Below are 20,412 nucleotides of genomic sequence, written 5' to 3' on the forward strand. Positions count from 1 at the left end.
ACATTTTATATACCTTTGGCTCTAATCTTAGAGCGGTGAACAATATGAGCATCTTAGTATTAGGAGCTGGCAATGTTGGAAAGGCGATAGCCTATGATCTGAGCAATGATTTTGAAGTCTGGGCAGGGGATAGAGACTTGAGTCGATTGGAAGACGTGAAAACCTATGCTAATCCGATAAAGGTAGACGCCTCTGACTTTGGAAGCTTGGTAGAGACAATAAAGGGCTTTGATCTTGTTGTAGGTGCTCTTCCGGGGAGGTTTGGATTTAGAACTCTAAAAGCTGCCATAAAAGCTGGAGTAGATATTGTAGACGTTTCTTTTATGCCAGAAAATCCGTTAGCGCTTAGGGAAGAGGCCATAAAAGCAAATATAACGGCTGTTGTTGATGCAGGTTTTGCTCCGGGGCTCAGCAATGTCTTCTTGGGGAGGATATACCAAGAGCTAAACCCTCTTGAAGAGGGAATAATCCGTGTAGGTGGGCTTCCAAAAATCCCAAAGCCGCCCCTTTACTATAAAATCACCTGGTCGCCGTATGACCTAATCGAAGAATACACAAGAAAGGCAAGAATCGTAAAGGATGGTGAAGTTGTAGAAGTAGCCCCGCTGGAAAGAATCTGGAAAGTAAAGCTCAAAGATTTCGAATTTGAAGAGTTTGTAAGTGATGGTCTGAGAACCCTTATTGAGACAGTAAATGCAAATCATCTCGAGGAGAGAACCCTCAGGTGGCCCGGACATCTGGAAAAAATGAAAGTCCTGAAAGAGCTCGGATTTTTTGAGGAAGAAAACGTTGATTTTACGCTTAAGGTCATTGCCCCACTAATGAATTACGAGAGCGAGGACTTTTCGATAATGGAAGTCTACGGCAGAGGGTACCAAAATGGAAAAGAGAAGGAAATTAGGTACATCCTTTATGATGAAGCAAAGGATGGCTTTACTTCTATGGCGAGAGTGACGGGGTTCACGGCCGCTATAATTTCCAGAATCGTTATGGGTGGGGAATGTGCATATGGAGTAATTCCTCCCGAAGTCTTGGGGATGAGAGACGACACGTACTCAAAGATAATGCAGGAAATAAAGAAAAGAAATATCCACGTGGAGGTGATGGAAGGTGCTCCATCTGATAATAGCCGATAGTGAACTCGAACTTGTCCCGGAAAAGATAAGGGATCACCCCTCAGTTGTCAACTATGCAAAGAAGAGGGGAAAGAAGCCGGATGAAGTGCTCCTTGATTCAACATACCACCATTCAGCACTCAAAATGTTAGAAGATGGAGACAGAAGGGGAAGGCCGGATATAGTTCATTTCTGCCTTATAAACGCCCTTGAGAGTATATTGAACAAGGAGGGGGAGCTTAGGGTTTATGTGCACACAAGGAACAATGAGGTTATCTACATTAAACCCGAAACCCGGCTTCCGCGGAATTATAACCGTTTTGTAGGGCTGATGGAAAGCCTTTTCAAAGACAAAGTCGTTCCTAAGGGTCTTGAACTTCTGAGGATGGAGAAAAAGACGCTTTTGGAGCTCCTTGGGGAGATAAAGCCAGACGGTGTTTTCATAATGCATGAAACTGGGAATTTATTGACTCCTAAAGAGCTCGGAGAAAGGCTGGTCAGTTATACTTCACCGGCTGTTGTTGTTGGGGGCTTTCCCCATGGGGACTTTTTGAGTGAAGTGGAGGGAGAAAAGGTCAGCATTTACAGGGAACCTTTGATGGCGTGGACCGTTGTCAACGAAGTTTTGATAAACTATGAGGGAAGTTTGCTCTGGTGAAATATTTTCAAAAATTTTTTAAATGCTTAAAATAAACCACATCAAGAACGTTTGTGGGAGGTAAGAAAAATGGGAGACAAAACCAGAGTTCAGGTTAGTAAGCTCAAACCCGGAAGATACATCCTTATTGATGACGAACCCTGCAGGATAACCAACATTACAGTTTCATCCCCGGGTAAGCACGGTTCAGCAAAGGCAAGAATTGAGGCCGTTGGAATATTTGACGGCAAGGTTAGGAGCATCGTGAAGCCAACAAGCGCTGAAGTTGATGTCCCAATTATCGACAAAAGGACTGGGCAGATTATAGCAATCACTCCAGACACAGTCCAGCTCATGGACATGGAGACCTACGAGCTCTTTGACGTCCCAATAGCAACGGGCGTTGATGACGAGATCAAGGACAAGCTTAGAGAGGGCATTAACGTTGAATACTGGGAAACCCTTGGCAGAATAAAAATAATGAAGCTCAAAGGGGAAGGCGAGTGACTCTTTTCTTATCTTAAATTTTTATGAGATTCCTGGGGCTTCCAACAACTTTACTTGCAGTTTTAATTCCTCGCTCTATTGCTTCTTTTAAAGAATCTCTTTGGGAGATGCCTGCCATTATTGTTCCGAAGAGTGAGTCTCCAGCACCCGTGAGTTCTACAACTCTCGTTTTTCGGCGGGTACTGAGATGATGTTTTCTTTTTCATCAAGTGCAATTACTTTTCCTTTCCGAAAGCTTCGCCCTTCAGGCCGGGGAGGGGTCAGTCTAAAAGAAGTCATTGTGAAGAGTGACGAGGGCAAGGAGGTCATTAAGCTTAGCATAGCTGGCAAAGAAGTTTCTCTAAGACCCAATGAGAAAATTGTCGTTCCTCTTTAGCTTTTAATCTTGCAAAACTTTTTAACCCCTATTCCAAACCCTCTCCGGGTGAAGGATGATGGAACTCCTCTATACCTATGAGACGCTAAAGCTTGAGTTTCCAATGAGCGATATTGAGGAAGCTGACTTTGTAATCCTCGGCATTCCCTTTGATGGAACAACTTCCTACAAACCTGGAACAAGGTTCGGGCCTACCCTGATAAGACAGGCCACGCTCAATCTTGAGAGCTACATTCTGGACTACGACATTGATATTGCAGAGGTAAAGATAGCTGACGTTGGTGATTTAGCAATCGTCGCTGGTAACCCTCTTGAAACCATAAAAAGAGGCATTGAAACTATAGAAGAAATAAAGAAAGCTAATCCCAAGGTCGTGCCCATAATCTTGGGCGGTGAGCACTCAATGACTTTCGCTCCAGTGAAGGCATTAAAACCGAAAAGCTACGTGGTTTTTGATGCCCACCTCGATTTAAGGGAGAGCTATGAAGACAATCCATGGAACCATGCATGCGTCGCCAGAAGGATTTCAGAACTTGGGATAAAAGTTGCCGAGTTTGGAATAAGGAGCGGCACAAAAGAGGAAGTGGAGTATGCCAGAGAGGTTGACATACCTTGGGTTCATGCAAGGAACTACACCGTTGAAAGGTTCAAAGAGATTGTAAAAGACCTTCCAGAGCCGGTATATGTTTCAGTAGACATAGATGTCTTTGATCTTTCAATGGTTCCTTCAACTGGGACTCCAGAAGCCGGTGGATTAAGGTTTTGGGAGGTTGTAGAGGCACTGGAATGGTTAGTGAAGAACAAAGAGGTCATTGGTTTTGATATAATGGAAGTTGCAGGAATGGAGCTTGGGGATGTTACAGCCTTAACTGCCGCAAAACTCCTCTTTTACATGATTGGAATGCTTTCAAAATGATTATTCCTCTATATACATTTCTTTTAATGCCCTATAATATGCCTTGTAGATGTCCCTCTTTGTTACAACACCAATAAGCCTTTTGTTTTCGGGGCTTTCAATAATCGGAAGGAGGTTTTGGTCATGCTTCATAAGTTTTTCAAATGCATCCTGGGCTGTTTCGTTCAAATATCCGACGCCATACTCTTTGCGCAAAAACCTCTCTATCGGTAGTGCTTTTATTCTATGAGACAGGTTCAGGAAGTCCTTTATTCCCACTATCCCCAGTACGTTCATCTGTTCATCAACAACTGGAAAGCAATCGTGGCCGGTCTCTGCAACGAGCTCTTCAACATATTTTAGTGTATTCCACTTGTAAACAAAGACCGGCTTTGTGGTCATGATTTCACCAACGGGGATAGTCTCTAAAATAACGGGATGGCCGGTTTTTACGTGAAGTCCTCTCCGCTCGAGCTTGAGAGTATATACCGAGGAGCCCTTGAGAATAAACCTGGCTGTTAAAAAGCTAGTTGTTGCGGAGGTTATAACTCCCGGAAGGAGGCCATATCCTCTGGTGAGCTCTGCTACCATAAGTATCTGGTTTATTGGGGCCTGAGTTATTCCGCTAAAGAACGCCGCCATACCTGCCAGGGCATAAACGGAGGGGTTGATTTCAATAGCGGGGAAGAAAAGCTTTAGAACCGTTCCATATGCTGCTCCGAGGAGGGCACCGATATAAAGGCTGGGAGCGAAAATGCCGCCGCTGTGGCCGGAGGATATCATCACGGATGTTGCTACCATCTTTCCAATTCCTAAAAGGATAAGGACTGCAAGGGGGAGCAATCCTGCAATGGCAAGCTCCATCGCTTCATAACCAACTCCAAGTATCCCATATCTGGGAAAGAACATCCCGATAAAGCCAACACTTAGTCCCCCAACAAAAAGCTTTGTCCACAGCGGTGTTTTAATAGCTTCAAACCTATCTATCAGCCAGAACAGAAACTTTGCCCAATAAGCCGCTAGAACGCCAAACAGTAATCCCATAAGGAACAGGAAGAGAAGTTCGCTGTGATTATGGGCGATCTGGAGGGGGATATTGACCTCAAAAGCATCTCCCAAGAACAGCAATGTCACGGTATTGGCCACGACAGCGGATAAGAATATCGGGACGAGGTTTATTGAAAATATCCCCATGTAAACGACTTCAAGGGCGAACATCGCTCCGGCAAAGGGAGTATTAAACGTCCCCGCTATCCCTGCAGCCAAGCCACAGGTCGTTAAGAGTTTTTTCAGTTCTGGAGAGAGTTTAAAAGTCTGTGCTAAGGCTGAGGCTAGTGAGGCTCCAATGAAACCTATGGGGCCTTCTCTCCCAACACTTCCCCCACTTCCAATGGTGATTGAAGTTGCTACTACCTTTAAAACCGCCAGCTTGCCCTTTATTTCTCCTCTCTTAAATATTACTGCCTCTATGACTTCAGGTATGCCGTTCCCCTTTAGTTCGGGATGACTTTTAATTACCCTAGTTCCCACCACCTGTGAAGTTGTATAATCTGTCCAGATTCACGGCCAGAATCGCCCCTAAAATCCTGACAACCAACCCCCTCAAACTAACACTCCTGCTCGGCCTCAGAAGAAACTCAGAAAACTTCGAAAACAAAGTCTCAATCCTCCTGCGAAAGTCAGACAAGTACTTGTAAAACTTCTTCTCCTCCAGATTACTAACCTGATTCTCCCGCTTCACCGGCGTGTAAACAACGCCAAACTTCAGGAATTCCTCCTGAAGTTCTCTACTAACGTAACCCTTATCCAAAAACAGAAAACAGCCAGAAAACTCCTCAACAATCACCCAGAACTTTTCCCTGACAACACTCACATCATGCTTGTTTGCCGGATCAACGGACAGCAAAGCCAACAGGTTCCCATCAGAGTAACAGGTCAGCTTGTACCCATAGTAAAACTTTTTTTAGAGGGAACAAACCCAACTGCGGGCTTTTCAGAGATGATTTCTGAAGAACCCTTCTTCTCCTTCCTGTTTTTTCTGGCCAACTCCTTGGTCTGAATGGGCTTTGAGTCCAGTATTCTAACGTATTCTCTGGCGTGTTTTTTGAATAATTCTTCCTGCGCTAGGAGCAGGAGTTTTTCGTGCCTGTTCAAGCGTTCTGTTAGTTTGTTGTACCTGATTTTGGGGAACAGCTTCATTTCTTCGATTAGGACTCTGTAAGCGTGCTTGTAAACTCCGTTAAAGTGCAAGTGTGCTAGTATTGCGAAGGTTATTAGGTCGTAGAGGCTGATTATTTCCCTGTGAGTGTTTTTCGGGTAGTGTTTGCTGATTATCGGATAGATTTCGGATTTTATGATCAGGATTTCCTGCTGAAAGTTCATAACAACCACCAATCAACCAAAAGACTTAAGTGCTTATAACTCTAACGATCTAATGGGAACTAGGGTGACTTTTAATTAGTGGTGCAACTATGAGGCCCCCTATTGCTGGAAGCAAGATGTATCCAAGATTATACCCGTGATAATAGATAGAGATGTGCGGAAGTAGAATATCAAAAAACAGCAACCTCGTAAAAGATATCATCTCTCTAAAGACAACTGCCCCTAGCCCACCAACTATCCCGGTGAGTATGGAGAGGAAAAGAATTGTTGCCCACTTCTTTACATACTCTTCTCTTCTCATCGACTTAGGAATAATCTCTAGGGGTATTTAAAGATTGAAGAAACCAAAGGTGGGAATATTAAAGTTTAAAAAGTTAAGCCTTTAAGGCTTTTTCCAGTAGCTCCAGTCCTATGTTGAGGTATTCTTCTGCTTTTTCTTCGCTTCTTGCTTCTGCAAAGATTCTTATTATTGGCTCTGTTCCGCTTGCTCTTACGAGCACCCATCCGTCTTCAAAAAGAATTTTTGTCCCATCGGTTGTGTCGATTTTTAGCCCTTCTTTCTCTGCGATCTCCGCTACCCTTGCCACTATAGCCTTTCTGTCCCCTTCTATGTGCCTCTTGGTCTTTACCTGATAGAACTTTGGAAGCTCGTCTATAAGCTCGCTGAACTTTTTGCCACTTTTTGCAAAGATTTCAACTATTTTTGCGGCGGTCATAGCTCCGTCTCTGCCCAAAACGTGGTCTGGGAAGATAACTCCCCCGTTTTCTTCTCCGCCTACAAGTCCATTGTGCTCAAGCAGTGCCCTCGAAACTATGAGGTCCCCAACTTTTGTCTTCAGGACTTTTCCTCCGTAGGTTTTGGCGAGCTCGTCTATTATGTGGGATGTTGCTATGGTCGTTACAACTAGGCCTCCTTTATTCTCTTCGAGCATTGCTTTCACGACGAGTGCGAAGGTTTTGTCTCCTTGAACAAAGTTTCCGTTCTCGTCTATGAAGACTGAGCGGTCTGCATCGCCATCTTGGGCTATTCCAAAGTCCGCTCCAAGTGCTTTCACGATCTTCATAAATCCTTGGAGATTCTCTTCATTTGGTTCTGGATTCCTTGCCGGGAAGTGTCCATCTGGGTGGGCGTTTACGCTAACAACTTTACAGCCGAGTTCTCTCAGAAGGTAGGGAAGCACTAGCGAGCCGGCACCATTCGAAGTATCCACCACGACAAAGGGTCTTCTCTTTCTTATTGCCTCCACATCCACCTTTGCCTTTATTGCGTCTATGTAGGGCCTTATTATGTCCCTCTCAACCAGCTGACCTATCTCGTCCCACTTAGCTCTGTAAAAGTCTTCTTTGAAGAATAACTCCTCTACAATTGCTTCTCTTTCTTTTTTAAGGCCTAGACCATTTGGCTCGAGGAGTTTTATCCCATTATATTCAGGTGGATTGTGGCTTGCAGTTATTACAGCCCCTCCATCGACTTTGAAGTACTTGCATGCAAACTGAATCGCTGGTGTCGGTGCTATGCCAACATCTATGACGTTAACTCCAACGCTTAGAAGACCGCTTATCAGGGCATTTTTGAGCATCTCGCCGCTAACTCTGGTATCCCTTCCCACTACGACCCATAGCTCCTTGCCGGGCTGTTCCCTTTTTAGGAGCGTTCCAAATGCCATCCCCATTTTGAGTGCAAATTCTGGGGTTATCTTTTCATTTGCGATTCCTCTAACTCCAAACGTCCCAAATATCTTGCCCATCACCATCACCTCACGCAAGTGCTTTTATAAGCTCAAGGATGATTGCTATGAAGGAATAGAATGCATAGGTAAAGACTGCAACCTGAATTAGTGCAACTCCTCCCTTTAGTGCCTTCATGTTTTCAGGTAGGAGGGGTATAGGGATTCCAATTAACACTGTACCAAAGAGGAGTATTATAACCCTATACAATGCGTCGAGGTCTATCGGGAGTTTCATCTCTGGGTAGGTTATCTCTACATTAACCCCTTGAATGGGGACGGTGATCTTAGCATTCCCAAGTCCCTTTAGAGTGAAGTAGCTTATCACAAGTACGAAGAGTATAGTGCCGAGTAGGCTAATTGAAAGGGAGGAGAGCGTTTCGCTGAGTCTTTCCCATCTGTCTTTGCAGCTTTCTTTCCCCATTTTTAGTCTCTCCCGAAGTCATCCTGGAACCTTTCAATGTCATCTTCCCCTAGATATTCCCCGATCTGAGTCTCTATGACCTCAAGGATCACTTTTCCCGGATTTTCGAGCCTGTGGACAACCCCTGCGGGAATGAATGTGCTCTCTCCCGGCCTTAGGAGGAGCTCTTTATCGCCGACCTTTACTTTCGCAGTTCCTCTAACAACAACCCAGTGTTCTGAACGGTGATAGTGCCTTTGGAGGGATAATCTTTTGCCGGGCAGGACGGTTAGGCGCTTTATTTTGTATCTCTCCCCTTCTTCAAGAACGGTATATGAACCCCAGGGTCTGTAGGCAGTTCTGTGGACTATGGATCTCTCATCTCCTTTTTCTACCAGCTTTTTGTAGACCTCTTTGACTTTCTGGGTTTCTCCTTTCTTAGCTACGAGCAGGGCATCTCCGGTGTCTATTATCACTAGGTCTTTCACTCCCACAGTTGCGGTTAGCCTTTCTGTTATTATCAGATTGTCTTTTGAATCTACGTTTATATAATCGCCTTTAAACCCTCTTATGCTTACGGCATTACCATGTTCATCTTTCTCAAAGGCTTCGTATAGTGCATCAAAGCTTCCCAGGTCATTCCAGTAAGTGTTTAAAGGCACTACGGCTGCTTTGTTGGTCTTTTCCATGATGCCGTAATCTACGGAAATCTCTGGGACTTTCTCGTATGCTTCTTCAATGCTCTTTGCATCTTCGAAGGCATTGTACACTTCTGGCGCGAGATTCTTCACTTCTTCGATGAATAGAGAGCTATCAAAAAGGAACATACCGCTGTTCCAGTAGTAGCCTTCTTCGACATAGCGTTTTGCGGTTTCGTAGTCTGGTTTTTCTTTGAACTCCGCTACTCTGTATCCTCCTTCGAGTTTTTCTCCGGGTTTTATATAGCCGTAGCCGGTGTGAGGCCTCGTTGGTTTAATACCAAAGGTAATGAAATATTTGTCTGCAAGTTTTTCAGCGTTTTCAAATGCCTTTATGTAGTCGTCATTAACTCTTATCAGGTGGTCTGAGGGCAGAACAGCGACTTTTGATTTTCCGTAGTTCTCTTCTATGGCCTTCATTCCCCAGAAAATCGCGGGTAAGGTGTTCTTTCCAACGGGCTCGAGGAGAATGTTTTCTTCTGGTACCTCTATGCCGAGCTCCCTCAGATCGTCCATAACTCTGAACTTATACTCCCTGTTTGTAACGATGAATATTTCCTTGGGTTTTGAGAATTTTAATGCCCTTTCAACGGTCTTTTGGAAAAGAGAAGTGCTGTCAAAAATTCTTATAAACTGCTTTGGCATGAGTTCCCTGCTTAATGGCCACAATCTAGTTCCTTTTCCTCCGGCAAGGATGAGTGTCTTCAAATTACCACCTCCATAAGCTCTTTTATTGTCTTTATCTTCTTAGCTCTTTTGTGTGGAATATTTATGGCAAAGGGATGGTCAACAACTTCAAGCATCGGGATATCGTTTTCTCCATCCCCCACGGCGTAGCTTTCTACTTTTTCAATTCTGGAGTACAAGTCTATTAGAATTCTTGCCGCCTTTCCCTTATTGGTATCTCCGGTAACGGTGTAGAACCTGCTCCCTCTTGTGATCTTTAACCCCCTTTGCTCTATCTCTTTTTGAAATCCTTCCTTCGTCCATTTGAAAATCGTCTCTGAGTATTCTCTTCTCACAGCGAGTTCTGCAAGCTCCTTTGGAAGGCCAGTAAATTCCATGATTTCTTCGATGGTTGAGTTTCCGTAATATTTTAGCCCAAAGCGGTCACTTATCTCATCTAAAGCTTTTCTCACGGTCTCATACCCTGTGCCGAGTTCAATGATGTAATAACTTTCATCCTCTCTGCTGTGGGGAAATTCAAAGGGAAAGTATCCCTTTGGGATGTAAATTGCACTCCCATTCTCAACTATGAAGGGGTCCGGGACTTTGAGAGCTTTTCGGTAATACTCCTGCTCTGCCTTTGTTTTTGAAGAGTTAAAGACTATCTTGAACCCCTTTTCATTCAGGAAGTCCACTATCTCCTTTGCAGGCTCTGGAGAGTAGTCTTCTCCAATGAGGGTTTTGTCCAAGTCCAGGAAGATTACCCTCATAAGTCGAACCTCAGGAGGGTTTCTTGGTTTGACTCAAGTACGTTCATCCACTTTTTGGGGTCTATGTCTTTTATCGGTCTCATGATCCTTGGTTTTGGTGGTTCTTCGGTTTCTGTTATTATTCCGTGCATTCTGAGGTCCTCTAAAATCTGCCTCTTCAACCGTTCTGATGCGAGTTTTGAGTGGTATATTGTGGTTAACGACAGCAGCACCATCTCCTTTACATGTTCTTGTCCCTTATCCTCGTGGAAGTGGGGGTTTAGCGTTTCTATCTGGAATATTTCTATTCCTTGGTCAAAAACATCTTGGAACTCTTCTACGTTTTCCCAGCTGCCGAAGCGCTCAAGAAGGTACACTATTTCATAGGGCTCTATTGAATAGCCCGTTGAAAACGGCATGATTTCCGCAAGCTTCATTGTCATTGCGTGCTCTCCCGCATTGCCTGTTGCCATTATCGTGGTTTCAAATGTGGTCTTCTCACTTATCAGCTGGTTCAGATAGCGGTTGGTTATCTCACTTACCCTTCCCCATTTTCTGAAGTAAAGGGTTCCTCTGCTGACTTTGGGCTTGTGCCTCCAGTGTAGCCTTACCATTGCGTATTCACTCTCACTCATCAGGAAGCCAGCAGCATAGTCCTTGACGTATTCATTTACAGCTCCGGGGATGTAGTTGTCAGCATCGATGAATCCTACGTATTTGGCTCCTATTGCCCTAGCAAGCATAATTCCTATGAGCATGCCCTCTCCTTTTCCGCTTCTCACGAGTCCGTTTTCGTCTAAGATGTCTTCATATCCAGTCTCTCTGAACGCCTCCGCTAGTCCGGGGTCTCTTTGGTGGATCATAATAACCTTCGAGTGTGTCAAATTGCAGAAGTGTTTTACTAAATCTACCTCCTGCTTGAATCTGTTGGGCCCCTTTCTTTTGCTGTTGGAGACTATTATGATTGGCGATTTGTGGGGGATTGCCTTGAGAACACCATCAACCAAGTGAAGCTTTTCGTTTTTCATCGGCACAATTATTGCCATTTCTCCAATGGTTCTGTAGATATCTTCCCTCGGGATATTTTGAACAGTGAACATGGGAACATCTTCAGTCTCTGTGTCCATCTTGATGACTTTTTGCAGTTCGTAAATCTTCACAGCTCCAAAAATCTCTTTATAAACCGGGGCTTCTAAAAGCATATTACCACCTCCTAAGTGATTAGAGCGAGCAGAATACTAAAAACACTCTGCCAGATACTTTTTTATTTTTTCTCATATATAAATTTTGTCCAAAATTAAAAAATAAAGGAGACTACCTTTTTCTCATACCAAATTCACTGACAAAAGCAGAACTTGAAATTGTGTCTCCAATTCCAACGGTGCTCTTAGGAGATGCTACAATCTTTGTTGGCACAAAGGCAAGCTGTCTGTCAGACATATCAATAAGACCGTTTTCAAATTCCGTGAATTCCTTTTCAAGTTCTTCTTCAAGCACTATTGCCCTTTCATTTGTTGGGACACTCAAAGCGTCTCTAATCTGTTCTATTCTCTCAAGGTTTCCTTTCATGGCTTTAGCAGCTGCAGCAAGGGATGCAAAGAGCAGAGCATCCCTTACCTCTTCACCTCTGTATTGAGTTAGGGCGAGATAGTAGCCGTAGGTGTGGAAGTGGATTCTTTCAATTCCGGTTTCGTCCATTAAAACATTCATGGCATCTATGACTGAGAAGATATGTCCCTCTAGAACTTCTTTTGCCAGCTCTTCGTCTCCAATTATTTCCATTATTGAAGCAAGCTCCACTTCGTTAAGGCCGACGCTTGTGAACTTAGGTAAAAGCTCTATAAGTGCCTCTCTAACCCTTCTGTTTGCGGTATAGGCAAATTCAAAGTGGCTTTTCACGTTGTAGCGGTTGAGGATAGTGAGGTGGCTTTCAACTCTGTCTAGGACATCTTTGTATGTTGTTCCGTCAGGGTAGTATTCCTTTAGAACCTGCAGCCCGCTTATTATTGCCAGCTCAACGTTTTTGGCAATTTTCTCAAAGCTCTCTCTGAATTCCTTTCTCATGTAAACCCTTGCGTTGTAGTCATCGGCATTGGCTATGAAGCGATTTTCTCTCGGTGATTGAATCTCAAAAACCTGAAAGCCTCTGGGGAACTCGTATATGTAGTGGATTAACTCTTCTTCCTCTGCAATGGCATCTTTAGGGTGAACTAGCTTCAGCTCATTTCCTTCAAAGACGGGGACATAAATAGGGCCATCTACAAACAGCTCTGCCTGAAGCTTTGGATTTTGAGGAACATGAACAATCGTTGGAATCCTATAAACTCCCCCAAGAAGGTTCGCCATTATTCCGGCTTGCCCTCCGATTCTCAGCTCGTCCCATCCCCACTCTCTTAAATATTTCCTAACGCCCTCACTCTCTACAAACCACTCCATGGCCTTGCCGAGTTTTATGCTCCTTAATATTCCTGCAAAAAGCTCTTCAAGTGAAGAAATTTTCTCTGGAGGCTTTTCAACCATCTCAAAAACTTTCTCTTTTCCTATTTCGGTTATTCTTTTTTCTAAATCCTCTTTGTCCAGATACTTTATGGCGTCGATATTGGTGTTATACGCTAAAAGAACACCATTAACGTTTGGAACTGCGTTTAGGGCATTTTCAAGAGCGTTTACATACAGACTCTTCCACAGTCTTATCCTATCTTTAAGGCTCTCCTTCACAGTTTATCACCTCCAGTGTTAGTTATGCACTCAAAATTAATAAACCTTAGCTAAGACAAACTTCAAAAACTCCGGGCATAAACTATGGATGATGATAATCAAAGGCATCGGGTTGGATTCTTCATCAAAAGTTGCCTTCCAAAGTCACGCCCACACAGATCATTTTGTTAGTGGGGACATCATAGTATCCACAAAACCCACAAAGTTTCTCAGCCACCTTAAAAAAGGCGGATTCTACAGGACTTACAGATTTGGAGAGAGCTTTTACATAGGAGATTACAAAGCAAAGCTTTATCCTGCAGGCCACATGTTAGGCTCCGCTCAAATCTACATTAGATTCGATGAGTTTTCTCTGCTCTATACTGGGGATGTAAAGTGGTTTAAGCTCAGAACGGCTGAAAAAAGCAAATTCAGAAAGGCCGATATTTTGGTTATTGAGGCCACCTACGGTCTTCCAATGTACAACTTTCCGACACCCAGAGAAGCCGAAAAGAAGCTTATAGCATTTGTGGAAGAAGCATTAGACAGAAACAAGACTCCGACACTCTATGCTAATCAAATGGGGAAAGCTCAGGAACTGCTTAAAATTCTGGACGTTCATGGCTATTCTGCGAGGGTTTCGGGTGACATAAGAAAAGTTGCCCGGATTTATGAAAAATTCGGGGTTAGGTTTAACAACATCTCAAAGGATGGGGAGGTGGTTATTAGGGGATTTAGAAGCCAAAAACCTGTGGATGGACTTCATCCCTCCGAATTATTCGTTTCTGGGTTTGGAAATCTAAAGCTCAGCAACCATGCGGATTTCTGGGAGCTTATAAAAATAATTGAGAAGGTTAAGCCCGAAAAAATTTATACCCGATACGGTTATAATAGGGAATTTGCAAAGATTTTGAGAGGCTTGGGATATGAAGCGAGGCCGATAGAGGATGTTTTGCTTTCAGGAGAATTAATTTGAAAGAAGAAGGAAATCAGAGTGATTTCAAGTATTCAGCATAAGCGTTGGCATCCATAAGCTCTTTTAACTCTTCTTCAAGGTTGGTTGGCTTTATCTTGGCAATCCAGGCTTCGTAGGGGTCTTCGTTGATTTTTTCTGGAGCGTCTTCAAGCTCTTCGTTAACTTCAATTATCTCGCCGCTGATTGGTGCGTAGACTTCGCTTACGGCTTTTACACTTTCCAGTTCGCAGAGTACATCTCCTTTTGCCACCTCTTTCCCAACCTCTGGAAGCTCTACATAAGCTAAATCCCCAAGCTCCTTTTGAGCATAGTCGGTTATTCCAACTAAAACGGTACCGTCTTCAAGTACTTGAGCCCATTCGTGGTCCTTGGTATAGTATAGGCCTTCTTTAATCTTGTATTCTCCGACCTCGATCATAACAATCACCATAGCGTTTTATAGCTGAAAAACATTTAAAGCTTTTCCTACTTGCGGTCAGTTCTGAACAAAATTATTATTTGATGGCCACAAATCAACTTAATGGGGAGAGCAATGAAGGACAATCGGAACTTTTGGCTCTATGCAATGGGTCGGTTTGTTTCCCTTGTGGGCAGCGGAGTCCAAGATTGCTGTTTGTAGCGAAATATTCAAGGGTTGTGTTTATGGAATTTGAAAATAAGAAGAAAGAAGTTGAAATGAACCTTCCTTGAGGTCTCCCTATCTTGTTCCAGGGCGTGTTTAGTTTCACCCCCTGTTATTTAAACAGTATTTGACTCTGAGGAGGATTTTCAGACCATAACACATTACCCCAAGCAGGATTCGGGTTACAGTAGTCTTTTTCAGAAAACAGGGGATCCTACTGCCAAACCACGTTGTAAACGCACCCCAGAACCCCTCATGAGGATTCCTATGCCTGTACTCTTCTTCAGAAAACACTCTGTCTCTCTTCTTACTACCAAAACCACCTGGAGCGTTCTTAGTTTTCTTAACAATCGGCCGATAACCCTTTTCCACCACAGTGTTCAGAACTTTCTTTGAATCATAAGCCCCATCAGCATAAAAATTCCCAGAACCCCCCGGCAGGAGTTCAATCAGCTCGTTCTCAGAAGTTGTGATCTTCACAGCAACCGGATACAGTAAACCCGGCAGGATTCTCGTTATTGCCTGAACTTCTATCCTGCCCTTTTTTTATTTGTGATAATGGTTGAGTCTGCTTGAGTGCTGGCGTAGGGTAATTTCTGGAGTTTTTTCAGGAGGTGGTTTGTCAGTTCTTCGAGGTTCAGCTTTTTCTCCCAGTTGTGGAGGGTTGAGTAGTGAATGTTTGCTCCGAAGAATTTTCTGCCGTAGTGCTGGGCGTCTCTGAGGGGTAGGTTGTAGTATTGTTTAAAGAGGAGTATTGCCAGTATTGTTTTTACTGGAAATTTTTTGGATTTTGGCAGGTTCTTCAGCTTTCCTTCTGATTCGAAGTCTGCTAAAACGTCAAGAATTGCGAATGCCACGCTTTCAGGGTCTTTGAGTCTGTGATCCCATCTGGGGATCACGACAACCACCTGAAAGAATTCAGCAAAAACCCTAATAAAGGTTACTATAAACACGCCCTGCACCACCGCAAAATTTATAAACCCAACACTGGGAGTTGTTAGTGGTACGGCGGTCATAGCGGCGGGGTCACACCCGGACTCGTTTCGACCCCGGAAGTTAAGCCCGCCAGCGATCCCGGGTGTACTGCCCTCCGAGAGGGGGCGGGAAACCGGGGACGCCGCCGGCCACTCAAATTGCCCGGGTGGTGTAGCCAGGCCCATCATGCGGGACTGTCACTCCCGCGACTCGGGTTCAAATCCCGACCCGGGCGCCAAAACTTTCTCCGGCGTTTCTGTAGTGTTAAACATTCCCCCATGATAAAGTTCCCCTAACTTTCTCAGAAAAAACCTTATTTATGTTAAGCGACAAACTAAGAACATGAAAGCAATAAACAAAAACCCCTGCCTATTTTTGGCAGAACTCTCAATAACGGTGCCTTTAATATCAATTGCAATAGCAATACTTCTCTCAGATTGGTTCAGCATCACAAACAACGCCCTAAGCGACCTTGGACATGCCACAAAAAGCTCAGTTGCACCGATATTTAACTTTGGCTTAAGTCTTGGAGGCGCTCTTATCATCTACACCTCCGCGCTGTGTCTTTACAAAAGCAGCAAGGTCTTCTCTGCTGTGGGGTTCTTAGTTGGGTTTACATTAACTCTTGTGGCTGTTTTTGATGAAATCTACAGTGGGCTGCACTTCAAAGTCTCGGTGGCGTTCTTCCTTTCACTTGCGCTGTTTCTTGTTGCTTATGGAATCTACTTTAGAAGCTATCTCCCCATTCCAGCCATGACAGTTGCAATACTAGCATGGCTCCTTCATTTTGCATACAATATTCCAAAGGGAGTAGCAATCCCCGAGCTCGTCTCTGTATTTGCAACAGCTCCGTTTTACATTGACACGATAAAAAAGCTTCGGGTAAATTCCTAATTTGGAAACTTTGAACTTAGTCGTTAATGTCGATTTTTCTCCTTTTTAGAACCTCCTAAGAGAAAAGAGGTAGAAAAAAGCAGAACTCACTCCACAAATATTGCGGGCTTCAGCGGCATCGCGGCCTTCTTCTTCCCTCCCTTGTCCTCCTCCGGGTTGATGACTATTTCGATGCCGAGCTCCTTCTCGATGAAGTCCTTGGCCTCCCTCAGGGCCTTCTCCTCGTTAATTCTCTTCACCTCGAAGGCCCTCTCCTTTATCAGGCGCTGGATGAGCTTGCTGACCTCCTTGCCGTGCTTCCTCATCTCCGGGTCCTTCATCAGCTCGGCCATCGCCGCCTTGAAGTCCCTCTTCTCGGCGACGACCTCAACGACCTTCCACTTCCACTCCGGGGCGGTGTAGACGTAGGCCCTCTTCGCGTTTTCGAGCTTTGCGACGCTGATAATCTCCTTGATGTCCTCGATGAGGCTCTTGACGAACTCCTCTTCCGCCTCAACGGTCTCGTTCCACCACTCCTCAACCGGCTCAGGCCAGGGCGCGAGGCTGACGAAGCCCTCTCCACCGAGCTTCTCCCACAGCTCCTCGCTGATGTGGGGCGTGAAGGGCGCCATTAGTCTAACCCACACGTCGGCGAGCGTCCTGAGGACGTAGCGCTTGGCATCGTCATCCCTTCCCTCCGTTCTCCTGAGGTACCAGCGGAGGTCGTTGAGGACGGAGTAGAAGGCCCACTGCACGGCAGTCCTCGTCCTGAACTCCTCAAGGGCCTTGGTCGCCCCGTCAATGGCCTTGTTCAGCCTGTGGAGCATCCACTTATCTATGTCCTTCAGCTCAACGCTTTCCTTGGCCTCGTAGGTGGCGAACTCGCTTACCAGCTCGTAGAACCTCTCGACCTGCCTGCGGAGCTTTCCGACCTCCTTTCTCCTCCAGTCGAAGTCGCTGTCGTGCTCTGCCAGGCCCATGATGTAGAGCCTGACGACATCGGCCCCGTTCTCCTCGATGGCGTCGATGAAGTTCAGCACGTTGCCCTTGCTCTTGCTCATCTTCTGGCCTTCGAGGGTTCCAAAGCCGTTCACGGCGATGCCCTTCGGCCAGTGCTTTCTGTCAAAGATGGCCACGTGGTTGAAGATGAAGAACGTCAGGTGGTTTGGGATGAGGTCTTTTGCTGAACAGCGCCAGTCGAGCGGGTACCAGTACTCGAACTCCTCCTTCATCTCGTGTATTATCTCAGCCGGGATTCCGGTCTTCTCGGCCAGCGCCTTCTCCCTCTCCTCGCTGAAGGGCTCGCGGAAGATGTAGTCAAAGAAGTCCCTGTCGAGCTTCTCGGGGTCGAGCTTGCCCTCGTCCCTCAGCATGTTTATGTGCCTGCTTATCGTGTAGTAGGCCATGTAAATCGTTGAATCGCTCAGGCTCTCGATCACCCACTCGGGGTCCCACGGGAGCGGCGTCCCGAGGCCGACCTTCCTGGCGCAGGCCTTCTTGTCGAGCCAGTCGATTATGGCCTCAAACTGGGCTCTCCTGCTCTCCGGGTATATCGTCATGTTCGCAAGGGCCTCCCTCGCCTTAGCCTTCCACTCTGGGTTGCCGTAGTCGATGAACCACTGGTCGTGGATTATCTTGATGACCGCCTGGTTGCCGAACCTCGAGATGACCGGCTTCTCGGCGAACTCGTACATTATCTCCGCTATGCCCTTCTCCTGGAGCTCCTTCGCTATCAGCTCCTTGACCTCCTGGACGGGCTTTCCGGCGTATGGCTCTATCTTGAAGATGCCCTTGTGGTACTCGGCCTTGTAGATGTTCTTGGTCGCTTCTTCAAGCTTCTCCACGTCCTTCTGGCTCTTCACACCCAGCTTCTCGACCTCCTCAACGGCCGGGAAGTCGCTGTAGCCCTCAAGGCTTATCAGCGAGATGTAGCTTATCTCCTCGACAACGCGCGGGTCGATGTCGTACTTGAGCAGTATCTCGGTCTCCTTCTTGAGGTCTTCGAGGGCAATGTGGTCGAAGGGCGCATGGGCAGGAACGCTCATGACGACACCGGTGGCGTTGTCCGGGTCAACGAACTCCGCCGGGAGGATTATGACTTCGTCCCCGGTTACCGGGTTCTTCACGTACTTTCCGATGAGCCTCTCGCCCTTGAACTCCTCGATGACCTCTATCTCCCTGTCCTGGAAGGAGAGCTTGTAGGCCGCTTCCTTGCTGACTATCCAGGTTTCTTCCTTGTCGCCCTGCCTGACCTTTGCCTTCACGTAAGTGGCCTCGGGGTTCAGCCACATGTTGGTGACGCCGTAGACCGTCTCAGGCCTCAGAGTCGCCGCTGGCAGGTAGATTGTCTCGCCGTTTTCCTCAAGGATGAACTTGATTATGACGTACTCCAGTATCTGTACGTCCTCGCCCTCCATTATGTCGTGGTCTCCGAGGGGCGTCCCGACGACGGGGTCCCAGCGGACGCGGTGGGCGCCCTTGACGACTAAACCGAGATCCTTGAGCGTCCAGAACTGCCACTCGATGAACTTGCTGAAGGGCGGGAAGAGGCTTGTCGTGTGGAACTCGCGCGTCCAGTCAACGGAGAAGCCGGCCCTTATGAAGGTCTCCTTCGCGGCCTTCATGAAGTACTTGACTATCTCCTTGGGGTCTTCGAATTTCCAGAGTATTTCCTCCGGAACCTTGTAGACGTCGCGGTAAATGTGTATGGTCTTCGGGTCGCGGTTCTTTATTCTCTCCGCAATCCCGACTATCGGGGCGCCGGTGATGTGCCACGCCATCGGGAAGAGGACGTTGTAGCCCTGCATCCTCTTGAAGCGCGCTATGACGTCGGGAATCGTGTAAGTCCTCGCGTGGCCGACGTGAAGGTGGCCCGATAAGTAGGGGAATGCAACTGTTATGTAGAACTTTGGTTTCTTCTCATCTATTTGCGGCTCAAATACTTTTTCTTCTAGCCACTTATGCTGCCATTTTTCTTCAATAGCTTTGAAGTCTACCATATTCTAACCTCCTTGGAGTTGTTAAAAGTGTCTTTTAAAAGAGTTTGCCACCAGAATAATTCAGAATCGAAGCTAGGGGGACAGCTAATAGACTCAGCATAAGAGGAGTGCCAGGCTGTGGAGAACTCGATCCCCCCTCATAAGCATCGCCTTTTATCTTAATATTAGGATATTTAAATCTTTTGGAACAAGAGGGCGTGTTTATAGTAACCTTTATTAGGGTTTTTGCTGAATTCTTTCAGGTGGTTGTCGTGATCCCCAGATGGGATCACAGACTCAAAGACCCTGAAAGCGTGGCATTCGCAATTCTTGACGTTTTAGCAGACTTCGAATCAGAAGGAAAGCTGAAGAACCTGCCAAAATCCAAAAAATTTCCAGTAAAAACAATACTGGCAATACTCCTCTTTAAACAATACTACAACCTACCCCTCAGAGACGCCCAGCACTACGGCAGAAAATTCTTCGGAGCAAACATTCACTACTCAACCCTCCACAACTGGGAGAAAAAGCTGAACCTCGAAGAACTGACAAACCACCTCCTGAAAAAACTCCAGAAATTACCCTACGCCAGCACTCAAGCAGACTCAACCATTATCACAAATAAAAAAGGGCAGGATAGAAGTTCAGGCAATAACGAGAATCCTGCCGGGTTTACTGTATCCGGTTGCTGTGAAGATCACAACTTCTGAGAACGAGCTGATTGAACTCCTGCCGGGGGGTTCTGGGAATTTTTATGCTGATGGGGCTTATGATTCAAAGAAAGTTCTGAACACTGTGGTGGAAAAGGGTTATCGGCCGATTGTTAAGAAAACTAAGAACGCTCCAGGTGGTTTTGGTAGTAAGAAGAGAGACAGAGTGTTTTCTGAAGAAGAGTACAGGCATAGGAATCCTCATGAGGGGTTCTGGGGTGCGTTTACAACGTGGTTTGGCAGTAGGATCCCCTGTTTTCTGAAAAAGACTACTGTAACCCGAATCCTGCTTGGGGTAATGTGTTATGGTCTGAAAATCCTCCTCAGAGTCAAATACTGTTTAAATAACAGGGGGTGAAACTAAACACGCCCCGGTTTAGCGAAAGATTTATAAATACAATTCTTTTCTTATTTTTTGGGATAAAC

21 protein-coding genes, 1 tRNA gene, 1 rRNA gene and 1 pseudogene are annotated in these 20,412 nt (G+C 45.7%); 10 read left to right on the forward strand and 14 right to left on the reverse strand.

The window, feature by feature from the left end; translation table 11 throughout:
* Positions 1-35 precede the first annotated feature (35 nt).
* The 3 genes from THEPK_RS02015 to THEPK_RS02025 all read left to right on the forward strand — a co-directional run bounded on the left by THEPK_RS02015 (position 36) and on the right by THEPK_RS02025 (position 2,259).
* Positions 36-1,136: a saccharopine dehydrogenase family protein gene (locus THEPK_RS02015; protein WP_304412533.1), complete on the forward strand. Its 1,101-nt coding sequence runs from the start codon at positions 36-38 to the stop codon at positions 1,134-1,136.
* Positions 1,111-1,773, forward strand: a complete 663-nt coding sequence (locus tag THEPK_RS02020) for a 16S rRNA methyltransferase (protein WP_042700441.1) — start codon at positions 1,111-1,113, stop codon at positions 1,771-1,773. Before THEPK_RS02015 ends, THEPK_RS02020 begins: the two co-directional genes overlap by 26 nt.
* A gap of 69 nt (positions 1,774-1,842) precedes the next feature.
* Positions 1,843-2,259, forward strand: a complete 417-nt coding sequence (locus THEPK_RS02025) for a translation initiation factor IF-5A (RefSeq protein WP_042697749.1) — start codon at positions 1,843-1,845, stop codon at positions 2,257-2,259.
* A gap of 13 nt (positions 2,260-2,272) precedes the next feature.
* On the opposite strand, the pseudogene THEPK_RS13765 reads toward THEPK_RS02025, so the two are convergent.
* Positions 2,273-2,443 (reverse strand): annotated as a pseudogene (locus THEPK_RS13765) (PfkB family carbohydrate kinase); the annotation flags it as partial.
* 250 nt (positions 2,444-2,693) lie between these two features.
* Between THEPK_RS13765 and speB the strand changes: the two are divergent.
* Positions 2,694-3,551 (forward strand): agmatinase, encoded by an 858-nt coding sequence (gene speB / locus THEPK_RS02035; protein WP_042697751.1) that lies wholly within the window; start codon positions 2,694-2,696, stop codon positions 3,549-3,551.
* Here speB and THEPK_RS02040 read toward each other — a convergent pair whose 3' ends face one another.
* The 9 genes from THEPK_RS02040 to THEPK_RS02085 form a co-directional block, all read right to left on the reverse strand.
* Entirely contained in the window at positions 3,552-5,060 is a 1,509-nt protein-coding gene (locus THEPK_RS02040) for a chloride channel protein (RefSeq protein ID WP_232194499.1), read from the reverse strand. It abuts the gene before it with no gap.
* Positions 5,050-5,921 (reverse strand): IS982 family transposase gene (locus THEPK_RS12490; protein ID WP_156882084.1). Its coding sequence is split into 2 segments (ribosomal slippage): positions 5,050-5,495 and positions 5,495-5,921, totalling 873 coding nucleotides; the frame shifts between segments, so codons are not numbered across the junction. The genes THEPK_RS02040 and THEPK_RS12490 overlap by 11 nt, the downstream gene beginning before the upstream one ends.
* 40 nt (positions 5,922-5,961) lie before the next feature.
* Positions 5,962-6,213, reverse strand: a complete 252-nt coding sequence (locus tag THEPK_RS02055; RefSeq protein ID WP_042697753.1) for a hypothetical protein — start codon at positions 6,211-6,213, stop codon at positions 5,962-5,964.
* Positions 6,214-6,286: 73 nt separating this feature from the next.
* A complete protein-coding gene (gene glmM, locus THEPK_RS02060) occupies positions 6,287-7,660 on the reverse strand; it encodes a phosphoglucosamine mutase (RefSeq protein ID WP_042697755.1) in 1,374 nt (457 codons plus the stop codon).
* 10 nt (positions 7,661-7,670) lie between these two features.
* The gene (locus tag THEPK_RS02065) at positions 7,671-8,063 is read right to left on the reverse strand and encodes a hypothetical protein (protein ID WP_042697758.1); all 393 of its coding nucleotides are present in this window, start codon (positions 8,061-8,063) and stop codon (positions 7,671-7,673) included.
* Between the two features lie 2 nt (positions 8,064-8,065).
* Positions 8,066-9,448, reverse strand: a complete 1,383-nt coding sequence (locus THEPK_RS02070; RefSeq protein WP_042697761.1) for a mannose-1-phosphate guanylyltransferase/mannose-6-phosphate isomerase — start codon at positions 9,446-9,448, stop codon at positions 8,066-8,068.
* Positions 9,445-10,176: a mannosyl-3-phosphoglycerate phosphatase gene (mpgP, locus tag THEPK_RS02075; RefSeq protein WP_042697762.1), complete on the reverse strand. Its 732-nt coding sequence runs from the start codon at positions 10,174-10,176 to the stop codon at positions 9,445-9,447. The genes THEPK_RS02070 and mpgP overlap by 4 nt, the downstream gene beginning before the upstream one ends.
* On the reverse strand, positions 10,173-11,357 hold the full coding sequence (gene mpgS / locus THEPK_RS02080; protein ID WP_042697765.1) for a mannosyl-3-phosphoglycerate synthase: 1,185 nt from the start codon (positions 11,355-11,357) through the stop codon (positions 10,173-10,175). The genes mpgP and mpgS overlap by 4 nt, the downstream gene beginning before the upstream one ends.
* A 112-nt stretch (positions 11,358-11,469) precedes the next feature.
* Positions 11,470-12,849 carry an ADP-specific glucokinase gene (locus THEPK_RS02085; protein WP_042700446.1) on the reverse strand — a complete coding sequence of 460 codons (1,380 nt, stop codon included), beginning with the start codon at positions 12,847-12,849 and terminating at the stop codon, positions 11,470-11,472.
* Between the two features lie 115 nt (positions 12,850-12,964).
* Here THEPK_RS02085 and THEPK_RS02090 point away from each other — a divergent pair, with 115 nt between their 5' ends.
* Entirely contained in the window at positions 12,965-13,828 is an 864-nt protein-coding gene (locus THEPK_RS02090) for an MBL fold metallo-hydrolase (RefSeq protein ID WP_042700448.1), read from the forward strand.
* A gap of 13 nt (positions 13,829-13,841) precedes the next feature.
* Here the strand turns inward: THEPK_RS02090 and gcvH are convergent, their stop codons facing one another.
* The 3 genes from gcvH to THEPK_RS02105 form a co-directional block, all read right to left on the reverse strand.
* Positions 13,842-14,246 carry a glycine cleavage system protein GcvH gene (gene gcvH / locus THEPK_RS02095; protein ID WP_042697768.1) on the reverse strand — a complete coding sequence of 135 codons (405 nt, stop codon included), beginning with the start codon at positions 14,244-14,246 and terminating at the stop codon, positions 13,842-13,844.
* A gap of 306 nt (positions 14,247-14,552) precedes the next feature.
* A complete protein-coding gene (locus THEPK_RS02100; RefSeq protein ID WP_042696758.1) occupies positions 14,553-14,930 on the reverse strand; it encodes a hypothetical protein in 378 nt (125 codons plus the stop codon).
* Positions 14,931-14,980: 50 nt separating this feature from the next.
* Positions 14,981-15,403: a hypothetical protein gene (locus THEPK_RS02105; RefSeq protein ID WP_042697770.1), complete on the reverse strand. Its 423-nt coding sequence runs from the start codon at positions 15,401-15,403 to the stop codon at positions 14,981-14,983.
* Positions 15,404-15,454: 51 nt separating this feature from the next.
* Here THEPK_RS02105 and rrf point away from each other — a divergent pair.
* From rrf to THEPK_RS02120, 3 genes are all read left to right on the forward strand, one after another.
* Positions 15,455-15,576, forward strand: a 5S ribosomal RNA gene (gene rrf, locus THEPK_RS02110).
* 9 nt (positions 15,577-15,585) lie between these two features.
* A tRNA-Asp gene (locus tag THEPK_RS02115) sits at positions 15,586-15,663 on the forward strand.
* A gap of 104 nt (positions 15,664-15,767) precedes the next feature.
* Complete coding sequence (locus THEPK_RS02120; protein ID WP_042697772.1) at positions 15,768-16,319, forward strand: DUF998 domain-containing protein; 552 nt, start codon at positions 15,768-15,770, stop codon at positions 16,317-16,319.
* A gap of 86 nt (positions 16,320-16,405) precedes the next feature.
* Here THEPK_RS02120 and leuS read toward each other — a convergent pair whose 3' ends face one another.
* Positions 16,406-19,297 carry a leucine--tRNA ligase gene (leuS, locus tag THEPK_RS02125; RefSeq protein ID WP_042697774.1) on the reverse strand — a complete coding sequence of 964 codons (2,892 nt, stop codon included), beginning with the start codon at positions 19,295-19,297 and terminating at the stop codon, positions 16,406-16,408.
* Positions 19,298-19,494: 197 nt separating this feature from the next.
* Between leuS and THEPK_RS02130 the strand changes: the two genes are divergently transcribed.
* Both THEPK_RS02130 and THEPK_RS02135 read left to right on the forward strand, forming a co-directional pair.
* On the forward strand, positions 19,495-19,986 hold the full coding sequence (locus THEPK_RS02130; protein WP_042701724.1) for a hypothetical protein: 492 nt from the start codon (positions 19,495-19,497) through the stop codon (positions 19,984-19,986).
* A complete protein-coding gene (locus THEPK_RS02135; RefSeq protein ID WP_042696758.1) occupies positions 19,967-20,344 on the forward strand; it encodes a hypothetical protein in 378 nt (125 codons plus the stop codon). The genes THEPK_RS02130 and THEPK_RS02135 overlap by 20 nt, the downstream gene beginning before the upstream one ends.
* Positions 20,345-20,412 lie beyond the last annotated feature (68 nt).

Origin of the sequence: Thermococcus sp. PK (assembly GCF_000430485.1) — an archaeon.
Lineage (GTDB): Archaea > Methanobacteriota_B > Thermococci > Thermococcales > Thermococcaceae > Thermococcus_A > Thermococcus_A bergensis.